This is a genomic window from Caldisalinibacter kiritimatiensis, assembly GCF_000387765.1.
Classification (GTDB): domain Bacteria; phylum Bacillota; class Clostridia; order Tissierellales; family Caldisalinibacteraceae; genus Caldisalinibacter; species Caldisalinibacter kiritimatiensis.
On record NZ_ARZA01000039.1, the window covers coordinates 1 to 19,113 of the forward strand.

19 protein-coding genes are annotated in these 19,113 nt (G+C 32.5%); 1 reads left to right on the top strand and 18 read right to left on the bottom strand.

Annotated elements, in window-relative coordinates:
- Positions 1–202 precede the first annotated feature (202 nt).
- From kamE to L21TH_RS01140, 18 genes are all read right to left on the bottom strand, one after another.
- Entirely contained in the window at positions 203–958 is a 756-nt protein-coding gene (kamE, locus tag L21TH_RS01055; RefSeq protein WP_006306963.1) for a lysine 5,6-aminomutase subunit beta, read from the bottom strand.
- A complete protein-coding gene (kamD, locus tag L21TH_RS01060; protein WP_006306965.1) occupies positions 958–2,514 on the bottom strand; it encodes a lysine 5,6-aminomutase subunit alpha in 1,557 nt (518 codons plus the stop codon). Before kamD ends, kamE begins: the two co-directional genes overlap by 1 nt.
- Positions 2,515–2,533: 19 nt before the next feature.
- Positions 2,534–4,168 carry a lysine 5,6-aminomutase reactivase ATPase KamC gene (gene kamC / locus L21TH_RS01065; RefSeq protein WP_006306966.1) on the bottom strand — a complete coding sequence of 545 codons (1,635 nt, stop codon included), beginning with the start codon at positions 4,166–4,168 and terminating at the stop codon, positions 2,534–2,536.
- Positions 4,149–5,201 carry a lysine 5,6-aminomutase reactivase subunit KamB gene (gene kamB, locus L21TH_RS01070; protein WP_006306967.1) on the bottom strand — a complete coding sequence of 351 codons (1,053 nt, stop codon included), beginning with the start codon at positions 5,199–5,201 and terminating at the stop codon, positions 4,149–4,151. Before kamB ends, kamC begins: the two co-directional genes overlap by 20 nt.
- Positions 5,202–5,452: 251 nt before the next feature.
- Positions 5,453–6,700, bottom strand: a complete 1,248-nt coding sequence (gene kamA, locus L21TH_RS01075; protein ID WP_006306968.1) for a lysine 2,3-aminomutase — start codon at positions 6,698–6,700, stop codon at positions 5,453–5,455.
- 193 nt (positions 6,701–6,893) lie between these two features.
- Positions 6,894–7,931 carry an L-erythro-3,5-diaminohexanoate dehydrogenase gene (gene kdd / locus L21TH_RS01080; RefSeq protein WP_006306969.1) on the bottom strand — a complete coding sequence of 346 codons (1,038 nt, stop codon included), beginning with the start codon at positions 7,929–7,931 and terminating at the stop codon, positions 6,894–6,896.
- A gap of 353 nt (positions 7,932–8,284) precedes the next feature.
- On the bottom strand, positions 8,285–9,682 hold the full coding sequence (locus tag L21TH_RS01085) for a sigma-54 interaction domain-containing protein (RefSeq protein WP_006306970.1): 1,398 nt from the start codon (positions 9,680–9,682) through the stop codon (positions 8,285–8,287).
- A 69-nt stretch (positions 9,683–9,751) separates the two neighbouring features.
- Positions 9,752–9,913: a DUF1427 family protein gene (locus tag L21TH_RS01090; protein WP_034428944.1), complete on the bottom strand. Its 162-nt coding sequence runs from the start codon at positions 9,911–9,913 to the stop codon at positions 9,752–9,754.
- Between the two features lie 13 nt (positions 9,914–9,926).
- Complete coding sequence (locus tag L21TH_RS01095) at positions 9,927–10,115, bottom strand: XapX domain-containing protein (RefSeq protein ID WP_006306972.1); 189 nt, start codon at positions 10,113–10,115, stop codon at positions 9,927–9,929.
- A gap of 176 nt (positions 10,116–10,291) precedes the next feature.
- On the bottom strand, positions 10,292–10,708 hold the full coding sequence (locus L21TH_RS01100) for a YwiB family protein (protein WP_006306980.1): 417 nt from the start codon (positions 10,706–10,708) through the stop codon (positions 10,292–10,294).
- A 17-nt stretch (positions 10,709–10,725) separates the two neighbouring features.
- A complete protein-coding gene (gene murI / locus L21TH_RS01105; RefSeq protein ID WP_034428949.1) occupies positions 10,726–11,535 on the bottom strand; it encodes a glutamate racemase in 810 nt (269 codons plus the stop codon).
- Positions 11,536–11,636: 101 nt separating this feature from the next.
- On the bottom strand, positions 11,637–13,010 hold the full coding sequence (ypeB, locus tag L21TH_RS01110) for a germination protein YpeB (RefSeq protein WP_006306993.1): 1,374 nt from the start codon (positions 13,008–13,010) through the stop codon (positions 11,637–11,639).
- A gap of 15 nt (positions 13,011–13,025) precedes the next feature.
- A complete protein-coding gene (sleB, locus tag L21TH_RS01115) occupies positions 13,026–13,757 on the bottom strand; it encodes a spore cortex-lytic enzyme (protein WP_006306994.1) in 732 nt (243 codons plus the stop codon).
- A gap of 166 nt (positions 13,758–13,923) precedes the next feature.
- A complete protein-coding gene (spoIIR, locus tag L21TH_RS01120) occupies positions 13,924–14,586 on the bottom strand; it encodes a stage II sporulation protein R (protein WP_006306996.1) in 663 nt (220 codons plus the stop codon).
- A 122-nt stretch (positions 14,587–14,708) separates the two neighbouring features.
- Positions 14,709–15,881 carry a Ger(x)C family spore germination protein gene (locus L21TH_RS01125; RefSeq protein ID WP_006306997.1) on the bottom strand — a complete coding sequence of 391 codons (1,173 nt, stop codon included), beginning with the start codon at positions 15,879–15,881 and terminating at the stop codon, positions 14,709–14,711.
- Entirely contained in the window at positions 15,874–16,986 is a 1,113-nt protein-coding gene (locus tag L21TH_RS01130) for a GerAB/ArcD/ProY family transporter (protein ID WP_006306999.1), read from the bottom strand. Before L21TH_RS01130 ends, L21TH_RS01125 begins: the two co-directional genes overlap by 8 nt.
- Positions 16,986–18,551: a spore germination protein gene (locus L21TH_RS01135; RefSeq protein WP_006307001.1), complete on the bottom strand. Its 1,566-nt coding sequence runs from the start codon at positions 18,549–18,551 to the stop codon at positions 16,986–16,988. Before L21TH_RS01135 ends, L21TH_RS01130 begins: the two co-directional genes overlap by 1 nt.
- A gap of 11 nt (positions 18,552–18,562) precedes the next feature.
- Positions 18,563–18,766, bottom strand: coding sequence for a CLC_0170 family protein (locus L21TH_RS01140; RefSeq protein ID WP_006307004.1), 204 nt, complete (start codon positions 18,764–18,766; stop codon positions 18,563–18,565).
- An 86-nt stretch (positions 18,767–18,852) separates the two neighbouring features.
- Here L21TH_RS01140 and L21TH_RS14155 point away from each other — a divergent pair, with 86 nt between their 5' ends.
- Positions 18,853–18,990, top strand: coding sequence for a hypothetical protein (locus L21TH_RS14155; protein ID WP_006307007.1), 138 nt, complete (start codon positions 18,853–18,855; stop codon positions 18,988–18,990).
- The last annotated feature ends 123 nt before the right edge of the window (positions 18,991–19,113 follow it).

Below are 19,113 nucleotides of genomic sequence, written 5' to 3' on the forward strand. Positions count from 1 at the left end.
GTTCTTGAGGGACGCCTACGTCCCTCAAGATGTAGATTTAGTCAATGGATGTGAGCGTCCCAACAAAATAATCTATATACTTTTTAACGAAAAGCGAACAGCGAATGACGAATAGCCACTTTATCGTCTACTCTCTCGTCAACTAGCACGTTTTTTATTTTATACCTTCTTTATTTCATACCTTTTTAATTTTACATTGTATTTAAACAAGTTTTCTCTTTACCATTTCCGTAACTATAAAAGAAGCTACGTGATTAGCATATGATCCTGTACTAAATCCTGCATCATATCCAAGCTCTTTAGCTAATTCGTGGGATATTCTAGGACCCCCACATACTAATACCACTTTATCTCTTAATCCCTCTGCTTCTAATAACTCTACTAATTCTGTAAGATTAGGAATATGAACATCTTTTTGAGTTACTACCTGTGATACTAATATTGCATCGGCATTTAATTCTACAGCTTTAGCCACAAGCTCTTCATTTGGAACCTGACTTCCTAAGTTATATGCTTTTATTCCTTTATATCTCTCAAGTCCGTAATGGCCATCATATCCCTTCATATTCATTATAGCATCTATACCAACAGTATGGGCATCAGTTCCTGTGCATGCTCCAACCACAACTATGTCTCGTTTGATATTCTCTTTTATATAAGCTTCAACTTCTTTTTTCTCCATTACATCAACTTCTACCTTAGGAACTTCTATCTTAGAATAATCAACTGTATGTTGACATTTACCATACACAATAAAATAAGTATATCCTACTCCTAAATCACTGGAATACACTACGCTTGGGTCCTCTAATCCCATCTTCTTAGCTAATCTTCTTGCTGCCTCATTAGCTTCATCTCCATAGGGAACTGGTAACGTAAAACTTAATTGCACCATTCCATCGTTTAACGTATCCCCATATGGTTTAACCCTTGTTAAATCCACCTTTTCCATAGCCATTATTTGTCACCCCCAAGCATTAACTCAATAAATGGATTATAATACTTACTATCCTTTGTAGTTACACCTTCTAGACCCTTTCCACCATTTCTAGGTCTCTTAACTCCACCGAATTTACCTTTTTCAATAGTTGAAAATAATCCTTCTCTTTCTATTTCTTTAAGCATTTCTTCTGCTTTATTAAGAACTTTTTGTGCTCTAGTTTGAACTATACCGCCTTCTTTGAATTCTATTTCATCACCGATATTTCTAGCATTATTGAAAATATATTTTGCGTTCTCAATAGAAAGCATTCTATCTTGTAAATGAGGAGTGTGAATTGCTTCCGTAGGCATTCCTAACAATTGTATGGCTTGTTTTGTCCATATAGCTACTAAATTAAACATTGCATCCTGTAAATGTCCTCTAAATATATTACCCGTCATGAACTTAGTAGGAGGCATATATTTTAATGGAGCTTTAGGGAAAATTTCCCTTGCCATCTGAGCTTGAGCTAACTCCCATAAAAATCCATTCTCTATTTCTGGATTCATTTCAAACGCATGTCCTAATCCCATTTGCTCCTCTGGAATTCCAGCCTTTAAAGCGAATTGTTCGTTTATAAACTGTGATGCCAATACTGTATGAGCCTCTTCTACTGCATCAGCTGTTGTCAAGTAATTGTCCTCTCCTGTATTTATAATAATACCTGCAAAACCATTAATTACTCTTGAAAAATATTGGTCTACTAAGGTTCTCTGCATATTTATATCTCTAAATAAGATACCATATAAAGCATCGTTTAACATTACATCAAGTCTTTCTAATGCTCCCATTGCTGCTATCTCTGTCATACAAAGTCCTGAACAGTAGTTACATAATCTTATATATCTACCTTCCTCTTCTCCAACTTCATCTAGAGCTTTTCTCATAATTCTAAAATTCTCTTGAGTAGCATAAGTTCCACCAAAGCCTTCAGTAGTAGGTCCATATGGAACATAATCTAATAAACTTTGTGCTGTAGACCTTATAACAGCTATAATGTCAGCACCTTGTTTAGCTGCAGCCTTAGCTTGAACAACATCCTCATAAATATTACCTGTAGCAACTATTACATATAAATATGGTTTACTTCCCTCTCCTAGTCTGTCTATTAACTCTTCTCTTTTCTCTCTATTTTTTCTTATTCTCTCAACAGTTTCTTTTGCCAATGGATATATTTTATCTTTAATCTCATCTTCACTTGCCAATGGAAGCTTGGTTATGTCTAGCTCCCCTTTACTTATTTTTTCTGCTATAGTTTGAGGGTCATCTCCTGTTTGTACCATTGCATTACCTATCCAATAAGCTGCACCTAAAGGTAATCCTCCACCCTCTACTATATTGTCAACTACAACATTAGGTAAAGGTTTATCTATCTCATCTACTCCGTCTATACCTAATAGTCTAGCAACTGTTCTTTCGATAGTGACTGTAGTGTGTCTATCTATGAATTCCTGGACATCTTCTGCTACTCTTCTTGCAGCATTTCTAGCACTGTCAATAATTTCAGGATTTAAGTTTAGCTTACTTTTCATTTTTAAAACCCCCTTTTGATTAATGTGATAATATCTTTTCTGCATCTTTAAGTATTCTTTCATCAAGTCCCATAAGTCGTGCTATATTTATAGCATCTTTAGGTACTTCTTTAGACGTAGTTACCCTTTTTAATCTATAGTCCATATATTTAGATATAACGTCTATGCCTAACTTATTATTTGTGTATAACTCTTCCTTTAGCCTTTCATAATCCACATTTGAAAGACCTATTACTTGTAAATGTACTACTTTATCAATATTTGCTACATTGTCATAATGAGTAGTTATAACTGTTATACTACTTTTATCTTTTAAATAATTTACTACTCCTTTAGAGATTGCATAACCCTCTTCAGGATTTGTTCCCCTTGCCAATTCATCTATAAGTATAAGTCCCTTTTTATAACTATTTTTTATTGCTTTCTGAATTGAATTAATCTCGGCTCCAAAGGTACTTAGCCCCATATCCGATGATTGGTTATCTCCTACAGATATATACACAAAGTCACGTAATGACATTTGGATTTTAGTACAAGGTACATAAAATCCGTATTGTACCATAGTGACTAATAAACCTATTAACTTCAATGAAACGGTCTTGCCCCCCATATTAGCTCCTGTAATGCAAGTAACACCTTTATTTAACTTAACACTAATAGGTGTAAATTTCTTACCCTGCTTATTAAGCCGCTCCTCTACCTTTAGATGTCTTCCCTCTGATATTTCTATAGTATTATGGTCCGTAATTATCGGCTTTACTCCCCCTATTGCCATTGCCATATATGCTTTTGCTACTGTAAAATCTAGTTTTGCTATTGCATTTATATTCTTATATATTTCTTTTTCATATTTAGCTATATTTTCTGAAAGATACTGTCTTATTTTTAATTCTTCCTGCTCCTCTTCCTTTTTAAGTTCCTCTAAGCTACTTTCAAGTTCATCTATATCTTGAGTATGCTTGACACGAAAAGTAATATTCATATAATTTTCTGAGCAATACACAAAACTAGGATGATTATTTAGCCGCTCAATAACATCACTATCGGATTTATTTACTATAACTTGATTATCTGGTCTTATATTAATTTTTAATTCCTTCTTTAATTCTTCCCTTATCTTTTTTTTCTTTAATTTTATTTCCTTTTCTATATCTCTTTTAGATTTTCTTATCTCTGTTAGCTCATCTGAATAATCATCATAAATATAAAATGTCTTTATCCCTTTTCCTTCAGGGTCTAATAATTTTTCTATCTCTAAAATTCTCATAACGTTTATATCTTCAGGTATATCCCATCTAAGCTGTAATAAGCTATTATGTATTTCCTTTATAAAAAATACAAACTGCTTTATTTCAAATAACTCTACTACTGTAAGTGTATATCCCCCAATACACCTAGCAATGGTATTTCTTAAATCTTTGATGTGATAAAAATTATTCTTTAATTGAGTGAAAATTGTAGGCTTTTCTTTAATAAACTTAATAATCTTTTCTAATCTATTGAATTCATCTCGTAATTTCTCTTCATCCCCAGGCATAAAAGGCTGTAATTTTCTTTTATATTCTTTACCATAGGGAGTAATTACTTCTACTTTATTCAATACATAATCAAAATCTATACTTTCTCTAACCGAATCATTTATAAGAAATTGCATTTTCTCCACCACCAAGCACCACATCAAAAACTGGTATATCTTTTAAATATGTATTCATAGTATCTAGAAACTTTTTTGGTTCAAAATAATAACCTTGAGGTGAATAAGGGTTTAATGTTACAGCCAAAGTTTCTATGGAATGTAGAACTTCAACTTTAATCCCCATTCTTTTAAACCTTTGCCAACTCTTTGCATCTATAAAAATTTTAGTTCCATCCCTAACCACAAATTTTATGTTCCCATTTTTCCCCCTATTTTTAATAACATCTTCTATCGTCTTTTTAACTAAAGCCCCCGTAACAACTACATATATAGTATCTTCTTTTAAATTAGAACCAATTACATTCCCGCTATTTAATGCAGTTTTAATATCTAAATAAGTAACATTGTAGTCTTTATCTATTAAAGCCGTTTTATTCCGCTCAAAAATCCCCCTAATTATTGACCTTTCTTTATCCCCAGTAATCTCTGGAAGTCTAAAAAGTTCTATGGTGTGTAAAGTCTTTTCAATAACTTTATTCATATCTCTACTTAGTACCGCACCAGTTGCCAATATAGTCCCTTCTGAAATTGTAGGAGCAGCTGATGACATCCTATCAAGTGCTCCATCTATAACCACCAGCTGTGCTCCTAAGTATAACATTTCCGTACATATCTCTCTTATATCTTTATTGGTTTGAGGACCTGCTATTTGAATATATCCACTATCCCTAACTCTACCTATTACTACATAACCTAAGGGTGTAGAGTAGTCGGTAATTTTTAAAACTTCCACTTTGGCATCTGCTTTGTCAAGAAAATCAGCTGTTGTTGCTACTATTGTACCTTCTGATACATATATCATTGGCTTTTCTGTATTAGTTACTATGTCTTGACTTTCTCCATCTCTACCAGTAGAAGTCAAGCCTAATACCATATCTTTATATAAAGCTTCTTCAATTATATGATTTAGTGTTACAGTTTTACCTGCATTTTTAGCCATCCCTACTATTGAGATTATTTTGTGTTTATCTGTTATTGTATCCAACAGCATATTCAGGCCCCCTTGTTTTAGTTGATAGTTTACAGTTCATAGGTCACAGTTGACAGTGGACAGTTGATAGTTTACAGTTAACAGTTTTGTTCTTGAGGGACGCCCACGTCCCTCAAGATGTAGATTTAGTCAATGGACGTGGGCGTCCATCGACAACTCCTTTTACGTTTTTTTACGCCGCACATTTTCTCTTACATCTATTAGATTAAAATAAAAAATAAGTGAATACCTTTAAGAATTCAAAATTACATTCACTGTCCCCTTTTCCTTCTCTCTAACTTTGTTGGCTCAAGGGAAATATCATTACCTTCAAGAAGTCCTGCTACCCCAGTGAGTTTATCTTCTCTTTCTCCTCTACATACTGGGCAATTACACTCATGGGCTGTATTTTCTGGCTCTGTATAAGTTGTTATAACTCCTTCAAAGTTTCTAAGTACCACTTTATTAGATGACATCGATACTACATAGTTTGGCATTACAGGAATCTTACCTCCACCTCCTGGAGCATCAACTACAAAGGTTGGTACTGCAAACCCTGATGTGTGTCCTCTTAATCCCTCTATTATTTCTATACCTTTAGCAACACGTGTTCTAAAATGCTCAATTCCCATTGATAAATCACATTGATATATATAATAAGGTCTAACTCTTATTTGAACTAATTTATGAACTAATTCCCTCATTATATGAACACAATCATTTATTCCCCTAAGCAATACAGATTGGTTTCCTAGAGGTATCCCTGCATCTGCTAATTTTTCTATCGCCTTCTTAGATGCTGGTGTTATCTCCTTTGGATGATTAAAATGTGTATTTAACCAGATAGGATGATATTTCTTTAGCATATTCACTAAGTTATCTGTAATCCTTTGAGGTAAAACAACAGGTGTTCTAGAGCCTATCCTTATAACCTCTACATGAGGTATCTCTCTTAATCTTTTAATAATAGATTCTAATCTCTCATCTGAAACTAATAACGCGTCTCCTCCTGATAATAATACATCTCTAACCTGTGGAGTATTTCTTATATATTCAATTGCTGCTTCTATTCTATCCATTGGCATTGCTGAATCCTGTTGTCCAGCAAATCTTCTTCTAGTACAATGTCTACAATACATAGAACATTGGTCTGTAATTAGAAGTAACACTCTATCTGGATATCTATGGGTTAAGCCTGGTACAGGAGAATCAGTATCCTCATGTAATGGGTCAACCATATCTGCAGCCCCTGTATATGTCTCTTTTATTGTTGGTACTGCTTGCATTCTTACTGGACAATTTGGGTCATCTTTATCCATTAAAGATGCATAATATGGAGTTATCCCCATCCTAAATTTCTTCAAAGTCTCTTTAATTTCCTTTTCTTCTTTTTCGGTAAGGTTTATAACTTTCTTTAAGTCTTCTACGTCTGTTATTCTATTTCTAACCTGCCATTTCCAATCGTTCCACTCTTCTTCTGTAACATCCTTCCAAAGCTCAATATCTTTATAATCTCTCATATAATTTTACCCCCATATAAATATATTTTAAAGTTCCAAAATTAAACAAAATAGGTGCATTAAGTAACCTAAATCATTTTAAATTTTCAATATTTAGATGTAGCTTTAGCCGATGGACGAGGGCGTCCATCGGCAAATCCTTATACGTCTTTTTTTCCTTCAACTTTCACGCATCACCTCTTCTAGTCCGCCATTATGCATAAAGCTCTTCATATATTTTTCTTAAAGTTTCATTTTCTCTCATTATTTGAAGTGATATCTTTGCATGTCCTTTAGTATATCCATTTCCGATTATCATATTTATATCTTTTCCTACCCCTTCTGCTCCTAGTGCTGCTTTAGTAAAGCTTGTTGCCATACTAAAGAAATAAACCATACCATCATCTTTAGTTGCTAATATACTTGCCATCTCAGTATTAGGAACGTTTACACAATTTATAGTTATATCTGCCATATCTCCCTCAGTAACTTCTTTTACTTTTTCCATAACTTCAACTGCATTTGTTGCATCTGCCACTATGTAATGGTCTGCAAGGTCTGCTTTTTTTGCCCTTTCTATACTCTTTTCACTATGTCCTAAACAAATGACCGTTCCTGTAACCCCTGCTCTCTTTTTAGCTTCATATAAACACAACATTCCCGACTTTCCTGCTCCTCCTATTACAACTACAGTATCTCCAGGCTTAACTAATTTTGCTGTTTGTGCTGGTGCTCCAGCTACATCAAGAACTGATAGAGCTAAGTTTTCTGGTATATCATCAGGAATAACTGCATATATTCCACTTTCAAACAATATAGCTTTACCTTTAATATCTACTTGGTCTATATTTTTTCTTACTTCTAAGATTTCATCTATTCTTAGCGGTGTTAAAGATAGTGATACTAATGTAGCTATCTTATCTCCAACCTTTAAATCAGTTTTACCTTCAAGAGCTGGTCCTATTTTTTCAACTGTACCTATAAGCATTCCCCCTGAGCCTGTAACAGGGTTTTGATGTTTACCTCTAGTTTTAACTATGTCCATCATTATGTCTTTTATCTTTTCTACATCTCCATTAGCCTGTTCTTTTATTTGTGTAAAACTCGCCGAATCAATATTTAACGTCTGCACATCAATAAGTATCTCATTGTCATAAATCTCCATAGTATTATCAATTTTCTGTGCCGGTTGTGGTAAAGTCCCCTTTGGTTCAATTACCCTATGAGTTCCATAAGAACATCCTTTTTTCACTTCAAACCCCTCCTCTTTTATACCATGTGTATATTATTAATGTTAAAAATTTTCTCAATATTTAATATTTGCAATACCTATGCCAATAATAACAAAGTTTGCTTTGTCGATTTGTTGGTCTGGGTTAGGGAGCAGGGGACAGCTCTTAGTTCCCAGCTCTTAGCTCTTAGAGAAAAACAAAAAAATAGGAGCTTATGCTCCTAAAAAATGATAGTAAGACTATAACAAATTAATTTAGCGCCAACTTTTCGGCATTAAGTATTTTTGCTCTCTTTTAGCTAACGGTCAATAACTTATAGCTAGTAGCCAAATCTATTTTTAATTTTACATTTTCAATTTTCAATTGTTGCTCACTACTTCTTCAGTTTGTACTTCTTAATCTTATACTGTAATGTCTGTCTTGGTATATCTATAAGGTCTGCAGCTTTAGTTATGTTCCAGTTAGTTTCATTTAACGCATCCAGTATAATGTTTTTTTCAACTTCTGCTAATGTCTCTTTAAGAGGGCGAAGAGGTTGGCGACTTTTTTGTTTTAATACAAAATCATTAAATTGATAGGGTAAATGCTCTAATTCTATAATGTCTATGTCATATAGATTGAGTATCCCTTCTATTACATGCTCTAATTCTCTGACGTTACCAGGCCAAGTATAATTATAAAACACATCAATAACTTTATTAGATACACCTTTTACTGATTTACCTAATACTTCATTATATTTGTCAATAAAATGCTCAGTAAGTATTGGAATGTCTACTTTTCTTTCTTTAAGGGTAGGTATCTGTAAACTCACAACATTAAGTCTATAAAAAAGATCCTTTCTAATTTGTTTTGTCCTTAAAGCCTCCTGAGGATGAACATTTGCTGCCGCTATTATTCTTACATCAACATCTACCGTTCTTGTTGAACCTACTCTTCGTATTCTACCATCTTGAAGTACTCTCAATAGCTTAGCCTGTAACTCTAAAGGCATTGAATTAATTTCATCTAAGAAAAGAGTTCCTCCATTAGCTAATTCAAATAACCCCGTTCTGTTTTCTGCTCCTGTGAAACTACCCTTTACTGTACCAAAAAGAATAGCCTCGAGAAGATTACTAGGAAGAGCAGCACAGTTTTGAGCTATAAAGGGCTTATTTCTTCTACTGCTAGCATTATGAATAGACTGTACAAATAACTCTTTCCCCGTCCCTGTTTCACCGTAAATGAACACCGGTGAACAGGTTTCTGCTGCTTTCAAGGCTAAAGATTTGAGTCTTAACATTTGCTCACCTTCACCTATAATATCAACAAAGGTATATTTAGCATTTCTGTTTTTTACTGGAGTTTTATTCTTATTATTTTTAAAAAGTTTTTTCTGTAAATCTACAATTCTCTCTGATAATTCCTTTACTTGAGTTATATCCTTTGAAATCTCAAGTGCTCCTACTACCTTCCCTTTAGCCTTTATAGGTAGAGTTGAATTTACAGTAGCAATTTTATCTCCTTTATAGTTTATAAATATTTGCTCTTGGTTAAATATCGGCTCTCCAGTTTGTATAACTCTTAATAATGTACTGGTTTCATATGACAATGAAGGATAAATTTCAAGTATATGTCGTCCTATGGCTTTTTCTCTGTCGATATCATCTAGCTTTTGGGCAGCTTTATTATAATAAATAATTTTCCCTCTATTATCTATAATCTGTATCCCTTCGTCTAAATAGTCAAGAATATTCAGAATGTTTTCCTTTAAAAATAAATCCTTTACCAATTTTATCCCCCTTCTGCCTAATTTTCAGCAGTTAGTGCCAAATTCTAGGCACTCATAATGAGCGCCTAGTTACATGAACAATTCAACCAATTTTCCACCTAATAAAACTCCTAAAACTCCCATAACTCCTGCAAAAACTGGAGGAGCTGGTAATGGAAGTCTTATCTTCTCAAATAAAGCACCTAATACTACTCCTGCAAATGTCGCCTTTAAAATTAAAATTATATCCATCATTTCCACTTCCTTATCCTTTGTTTTTTTGAAGCTTTTTCATAACACTAGCACCAAGCCAAACTCCGAATATACCCATAAAAGCAGGTATACTAGGTGGTGCTGGTAAAGGAAAATCAAGTACTTTAAATATAATTCCTACAATCATTCCTGCAATTATTGATAATATAACTTCTTTGACTCTTGATAAATCGATTTTCAATTTTTCTCCCTCACTTTATTTAGTTTATAAAATGCGACTAAAGTCGCATTTTGGCTGTTATCTTATGTCTATTAGCTGTTAGCTTAAAAACTATTATTTTATAACACAAAGAAAAACAAAACTCCAAACATGTCTTTAATTTTGTAAACCACTAACTACTAACCACTAACTACTAACTAGTTTATATCTATATCTAATTCATTTTTTGTTTCCATAGTGTTAGATATGTTTAATCTATATGATAAGCTTAAAGAGCCTTTTCCTCCATCTACTATATCTACATTTAATTTATTAGTTATAACCTCTAAATCAAGTATTCCATAAGGAGTTTGATATCCTGTTTTATGCTTTTTCCCTTTTTCAAATATCAATTTTGAATTGTTACTACCAAACCTCTTCATCATCACTTTATCATCTTGTATTTTTAATGTAGTTGTGGAACCATCCATTCCTGATATTTCTGATTCATCATATACTAAATAAATAGAATCATTCTTTTTATAAAACTTACCTTCTGTTACAAGCTCTATAACATTTTCCTCTCCATCTTCATTAATTTGTTTACCTACTATTTTTAATTTAACTTCCTTCAAGCACATCACCTTTCCAATTAAAGATTTTCTATGTCAACTTTTTCTATGTTTCTTATTTCTTTTCTTAAGATGTTTCCACCAATTCTTCTAAACTTCTCAGGGTCATCACTTACGTAAAATTGATAACTAGGCTTTCTATTTACATCATTCCTTAATAAATCCTTTTCTTTTAATATGTCCTTAACAGCCTTAGCTGTTTCAAAGGCTGGATTAACTAATGTTACATCTTCGCCCATAACTTTACTTAATGTATATCTAAGTATAGGATAATGTGTACATCCCAACACCAATGTATCTACATTGTGTTCCTTTAACTCCATCAAATATTTTTCTGCAGCTAATTTTGCTACATCAGTATCTGCCCAGCCCTCTTCTACTATCTGAACAAATAAAGGACATGGTATGCCTATTACTTCACTAGATTTATTTAGCTGTCTTATCTTTGTTTGATAGGCTTCACTGTTAATAGTTCCAGAAGTTCCTATTACACCTATCTTATTATTTCTAGTAGCCAATACAGATGCATTAGCACCGGGTTCAATCACTCCTATAATAGGTATATCAAAAGCCTTCGTAGCTTCTTGTAATGCTATAGCACTAGCTGTGTTACAAGCTACAACAATAGCTTTAATATCTTTACTTAATAAAAATTTAATACATTGAAATGAATACTTTATTACTGTTTCTCTAGACCTTGTACCATAAGGTATTCTTGCTGTATCTCCAAAATATATTATATCTTCTCCAGGTAACTGCTCCATTATTTCCTTTAAAACAGTAAGACCACCTATTCCAGAATCAAATACTCCAATAGGTCTATTATCCATCAAAATACCTCCAATTTCCATTATCACTTTACTCCCATACCTATATTATATGTAATTAAGTTAAAAAAGCAAATAAAAAAAGTGGCTAAGCCACTTTTTCACTATATCATTAATGTCCCGTTCTCATCTTTAATTACCTTTAAAATCTCTTCTTCTGCACCTGTCAATGCGTTGATATAAACTATAAAATCTGATCCATTATATTTTCCTTTAAACTCATAACATAATACTTCTCTTTTCCCACTCTTAGGTATAATAGTTAATCTTACATTTTCTATATCGAAATTAAATCTTACATTATCCCTGGCCTCTTCTTGTGTAAGCTTAGGCTCTGGTATATCTCTATCATAATGGCTCACAAGATATCCTGATGCATCAAATCCAACTATTTCTCCATTATCTAGTGCCACTTTTACTTTTATCAAGTCAGGATAAATTGTTACATCCCCTTGTTTATATGCAAAATTATATAAAGCTACACCATCATATTTCACAGAATAATTTACTTCCATATTTTCATAGCCCTTTTCTTTTAAGAACCTCTCTGCATACTTCAGTCCTTGGTCTACTGATAATTTAATATCTTTGACATTCCTTGGATTAGCCATCCAGATAACTTTTCCACCTACTTTACTTACACTTATATATAAACCGGGCTCCTTTTCTTCATTTTCCATGGCTACACTAAAAGTATAAGAAGGAATATTTGCTGCTTTGTTTACATCATCGCCTTCTTGAAAGGTTGTAAATTTTCTAGCCTTTTTATCTCCTATAAACTTCCCAGCTATTTCCATTGCTTCATTTTTGTTTACTTCTTTATCACCTAGTCCCTTTGGTTTTATGTTTAGTACTTGATCTGAAAATGGACCATCATATATTAGTTCTGGATACTCAGACATTCCCTCTTCAAAATTTGTAAGGTTTGTGTTTAACATATCGTTATTTGCTTTCTCTAGCTTTTTATCCTCTCGTCTTCTTACGAGATTTAAGTTGAGATTTCCCTTCATAACTTTATTATGAATATCGGCTAGTTCCTTTGATAATAGCCCTGTATAATTTTGAAGCTCTGCTAACACTTCTCTTTGTTCACTTGTCATAGGTTTATCTTCTAATTCATTTTGAATCATAGCATAACAATAATCTCCTACTTGATTTAAAAATTTCTGTGTTTTACTTAAATTATTGTGCTTAACTGGTAGCTGTGAAAGTTTTTCCTGAGCATACAATGCCTGCTGCCATATTTGAGAAAGATATAATATATTTTGCTCTTTAGAATCCGATAGTAAAGCCTTTGAAAGTGACGTCTGAACAGTTTCCACATGGTCCTTCATGTCATAAAACATTCTCTGATATTGATTATTTAACATAACTTTGTAGTCATTTTTTTGCTCATATTGAGTAATTCCTAAAACCCCTACTACTACCAATGCAACAGCTAATACTGTAGGTAATATCCATCTTTTATCATCTTTCATATTGCTCACCTCCTATTAAATACCGAACCAATGCTTACCAATTTTTATTATTACATTTCTTGACCAAATCCATCTACTTGTAGATGTAGCTGGATTCCAATAATATAAACTTCCATAGGAAGGGTCCCAACCATTTAATGCATCTCTTGCAGCTTTCAATGACTCATCGTCTGGTGCCAAATTTATCTGTCCATCACTAACTGCTGTAAAAGCACCTGGTTGATATATGACGCTGGCTATAGTATTAGGAAACTTTGGATGTTCAACCCTATTAAGTATTACTGCAGCTACTGCAACTTTTCCTATATAAGGTTCACCCCTTGCTTCTCCGTGGACTGCTCTTGCTAGTAAGTACACGTTGTCATTTCTACTTACACCTCTACTTGTAGTTCCTTGAGTAGGTCCTAAGTATATACCTAATGCTGCAGCAGTTTGTGGTCCCACTACTCCATCTACTGCTAATCCATTTTTTCTTTGAAATTCCCTTACAGCACTATATGTTCTAGGACCATATATTCCATCTACTGCTCCGTCATAGTACCCCCAATTTCTCAATCTTCGCTGGACTTCTCTTACATCATCACCCCTTGTACCCCAATACAATAATCTAGGTGCAGTTAACTTTTCAGCATAAGCTTCTAAATTTTTATTTTCAGCAATATTCTCTAATGAATTGTCTATGTAGAAGGTGTATATTGAAAGTGAAATTAAAGCTAATATACTTATAAACAGAACAACCTTTTTCAATTAATTCTCCTCCTCTACTTTATTGACTATCTAATATTTTATCTGACTATGATGGTTATATTTTTTGTAAGTAATGTATCAATTATACAAGAAAAAGCAGCGAAAAATTTCGCTGCTTTTTCTTGTTTTATAATTTTACATTTTAAATTTTCAATATTAAATTTCTTTATCTCTGCCCAATAAATAATTTCGCAAACCTCATTTTACCCTTTTCTAATAACTCTACAACTTTAAATTTTAATTTTAATGGAACTTCTTCTTCATTTTTTGCATTAATTATCATATTATATTCTTCTTCTGACAATACCTGCTTAAGTTCATTTTTTGTCTTCTCATTTGTAAGCCCATGGGTAATATCTACAAAACATAATGGAGGAAACATTACACACCACCAGTTTTGACCTTTACCTTCTCCTATAACCACACGAACTGCTTCATACTCTCCAGCCGGTAGTGTAAAGTTTCCATAGGTTTTCGTTGGAAAATTAGAAGTACCAAAGTGAACATCTACATTGTAATCCTTACCGTTATTTTTAACTTCTTCACTTGCTAAATACTTTATGTCATCTAGACTTTCCTTTATTATGCTTCTAGACTCATTTATAGATTTTACATCTTCAAATCTTTGATTCATCTCTTTTATTACCTTATCTCTAACTTTTCTCTTTAAATTTTGGTCTTCAGGAGAATCACTATTGGCTATGACATGAAATCTTATAAGATTTTGTTTATAACTGTCTCTATTTTTATATACATCTTTTAAAGAAATAAATGACACTACTATAATCAAAATTAATAGGACTATGGTTAACCTATATTTTTTTAACATAGTAATTCCTCCTTGTATGTAATGAAAGTAGCTTTGCTGCTTTCAGATGCTAGGTACTTGAATTTTATTTCTTTCCCTCACATATAAGTATTAACATAACAGGTATTTTTTAAACATTAAATCTACTTAGTCATTCCAACTCTTCTTAATTTTGCATCAACTGTTACTTTTATATTCATTTCAGGAAAAATCTCATCCCAATCATTCTTAATCTCTTCCCATAAATTAGGCTTGAACTTGCTTATATACATATCTATACCTATAACATCAGCTTTGAATTCTTTTTGCAGTTTTTTAACAGTACCCTCTATTTCCTTTTGAATTTCATCTTCTACCAGCTTCTCTATAGCGCTGATTGTTTTCTCATCTAGAAGGTCTACTTCAGCATCAAGTGCATATTGCTCTACAAATCCTTCCATCCCTATAAATATATCTGCTGTTATATTCCCCTCCTTAAGCTCTATAGTTTTTTTTGTTGAACTATCTGTTATTATATAAGGTACTACTATACCTTTGTACTCTACATCTGCTATAGAACCCTTTACTTGGTCCTTTACAAACATTATTGCTCTATTCTCTAGTTCTCCTAACCACCCTACTAATCTATAATCTTTTATAACAGCAGAGCCTGCTACCTTTATGTTATCCTTTCCAGGTATTACTCTAGGAACAACAGTACTTCCATCAAAATGTAAGCTAATAAGCATATCCCCAAGGGTTTGAGGATTGAATCTAGCTGTATTTTGGTTTTCTGATATTTGAGATAATAATGCTCCTGTGTCTGGTTTAGTCTCAGGCTCTATTTTTATAACCTCTTTTGCTTGTCCTTCTGCAATCATTACATTTGTCTTTCTACTTATCTCAAAGTTTCTTTCCACTGAATCAATTATTTCTTTAAAATAATCCGCATTCCTAGATACACACTCTCCTATTATGAGTGTCTTCATATGCTTAAAGAACATAACTTTATCTAGTTGTGTTGACAGCTGCCTAGTTGTTTGATAAGGATTTGAACCTACACTGCTAAAAACAAATCTACGTTTATCACTAACAGCATTCTTACCTATAGAATCCAAGTTTGGAAATACATAGGTTATAGTATATCTATTTCTTGAACTATCTTTAGGTTTTTCAATTTGACCTTTTCCCTCAGTGTCCTTTTCTCTTTCACCCTTATACAAATCTATACCTACTGTAGAAACAAATGCTCTATCATCAATTTCTACTTTATCCCAACAACCTGATAATACTAAAATCATTAAAAGAAATAAAAGTATTTTATAATTTTTAACCACGACTTCTAGACCTCCTATTCCTGCCTTTTTTAAATAAAGCTAATATAAAAAGAACAAAGGGTACTAATATCGCTGCAAAACTTCCAACATAAAAAGTGAAAATGTCCATAAACTTGTATAATCCAGCTAAATTATCTGGTATCAAAGCTATAAAGTATATAATTGGAATAAAAGGTAAAACAAAATAACTATGCTCTTGTAGCTTAAATAATCTTTTTAGTATTAAAGAAGTAGCGTATAATACTGGAGCTAAGCTTGTAAATACAGCCAAAACCCATAGTGCCATTACTATACCTTCTACATTTTCAACAAAAGCTCCAGGAAAATCTATTATCTTCATAAGAGATAATGTAGGCCAAATTTGATGAGCAACCTCTTGAGCCCCAAATCTTAAAATAGTAACAAAAAAAACTAATATATAAATTAAAGTAACAATGATTATAGATATAACATTATACTTAATAGACTTTTTTTGGTCATCTACAAATGCTGAAAAAAATAATATAAGTTCAAAACCTATAAAACTGAACACAACTGATGGTATAGCTTTTATAAGATCAATAATCTTAAATCTAAATACAGGAAATATATTTGTCAGATTCATTTCTGGAACTAAAGCCAAAAACAATAGAAAAAGAGGTATTAAAACCAAAGGAAGAATTATTAGTGCCATCCTCGTTAACGCTTCTACCCCACATCTCACTATATAGGATGTAGCTAGTAGCATAGTTATAATTATTATCTCTGTAGGAGTTTTAATTAATAAGAACATTTTTATTACTTCTGCGAATAACCTAACTTCAAATCCTGTAAGCACTATAAAATATATACAAAATATAATAGAAACTATATATGTAACAGGTGCAGTCATTAGGTCCTTTCCATACTCCACCAAAGTTTTACCTGTATATAATTTTCCCACATAGCTAATAAGGTACGTTAAAATCGCTGCTATTAGACCACTCACAGCTATTAAAATCCATCCATCAGTATTTAATTTTTCTGATGCCGTACTAGGTAGTGAAAGAATTCCTACACCTATTATTGTACTAACAATTAAAACGGACAGCTGCAAACTGGATATCTTGTAGTAATTTTTCCTCATTATTTTTCACCCTTTTTATCACTGTTTTTTTCTTTGTTTACTAATCTATCTTCATCTACAACGTCTGTATATTTAGGACGTTTTTTCATTTTATTTATAGGAGTTCTGATAAGAGTATCCTTTAAATCTCCTCCCATTTTGCCTAAAGTAACAAATGGTGATAAATAAGGTATTCCGAAGCTTTTTAAATTAACAAGATGAGTGCCTAGTAAAATTAATCCTAGCATGATACCATATAACCCTAAAGCTGCTGCAAATACCATAAAAGAAAATCTCAATATCCTAAAGGATGCTGCAAAACCATAGCTCGGTAACATAAAAGAAGCTATAGTAGTAAGGGCTACAATAATCACCATCAAAGGACTAACTATACCTGCTTCAACTGCTGCCTGCCCAATAACAAGACCACCTACTATACCTATGGTAGTACCAATAGGTCCAGACAATCTAGTACCAGCTTCTCTTAAAAATTCAATTGTCATTTCCATAATAAAGGCTTCTATAAAAGCTGGAAAAGGTACTGTAGTTCTTGTAGCTGCTACATAAAGAGCTAGCTGTGTGGGTATCATCCCTGGATGATAAGAAGTCAAAGCAATGTAAATAGCTGGTGATAACAATGCTACGAAACTAGCAAGATATCTTACTAGCCTAACTAAAGATGTAATCAGCCATCTATCATAATAATCTTCTGATGATTGTAAAAAAGTCGTCATAGTAGCTGGAACCAATAGTACAAATGGAGTGTTATCAATTACTATTGCTATTCTTCCTTCATATAATGAAGCGGCAACTGCATCAGGTCTTTCTGTATTCTCTACCTGTGGAAATGGAGAGTAATTATTATCTTCGATTAACTGCTCTATGTATGAACTTTCTAATATAGCATCTATCTCTATATCCTCTAACCTTTTCTTTACTTCTTTTAATAAACTTTTATCTACTATATCCTCTATATACATAATAGCTATATCAGTTTTAGACCTTTTTCCTAATTTTATATATTTGAGTTTAAGTTTAGTATCTCTTATTCTTCTTCTTATTAAGCTTGTATTTACTTTAGCTGTTTCTGTAAACCCATCCCTTGGTCCTCTTATTACTGTTTCTGTCTGGGTTTCCTGAACACTTCTAGTAGGCCATCCTCTAGAGCCTATTACTATTATTTTGCTGTATTTATCTAATACTAATATAGTTTCACCAATCAATATATTGTCTATTGCTTCAGTAAGATTATCAACTTCCTTTATCTCTGTAGCCGAAATATTGCCCTTTTTTACTAAGTTATAAAAATCTCTTCTAAATCCTGTTGGATTAGGCTCCACTTCTCTAGCTTCTTGCATAAGAGCCTTTAAAACATTTTCGCTTATTAAATCTTTGTCTATTAGACCATCTACATATATCAAGGTTAACTTGTATTTTTGATTACGTCCTACTTTAAAATCACGATATATAATATCATCACAGTCTTTTAATTCCTCTTTTATTTGTTTTATGTTTTTATCTATATCTTTTGAAATAGGTACATATTCTTTATCATTTTTTTGATTGAGTTCATCAAATAAACCCATAGAACTCCTCCTTAAACAAATTGAAGTGATATAAAGATTAAAGGACCTACTATTAAATACACGAGTCCTATACCTTTAGCTATTCTTGCATCTTTTCTTAATCTACGTTTTCTCAAACGTTGAAAGTCTACAAAAAAAGTAAATAGCCCTATAGCTACTATTAAAAACATCTCATATAGGCTAAATAATTCCTTTAATTCACTAATTATAGTCATCAATTTTTATCACCTTTTCTCACCACATATAACAAATAAAGCTACATGATACATCAAACATAATATTTGCAAAATGAAGGTATAATATGCATAAAAAAGCGACTACAGTGGCTATTTTAGTTAGTAGTTCGTTGTTAGTAGCATTTGATTTAGTTCTTAAAAAAGATATACAAAAAATGAGCTGGATATATCCAGCTCCTACATTAGTTCTATTATCACCCTAATACTCTATTGCTCTAATCTATAATCCATATATTCTTTCTGCCAAAGACGAACATCGAATGACGAATAGCCACTTTCTCGTCTTCTTTTACGTCACCTCATAAGCAGTACGTCTTTTCAGGAAC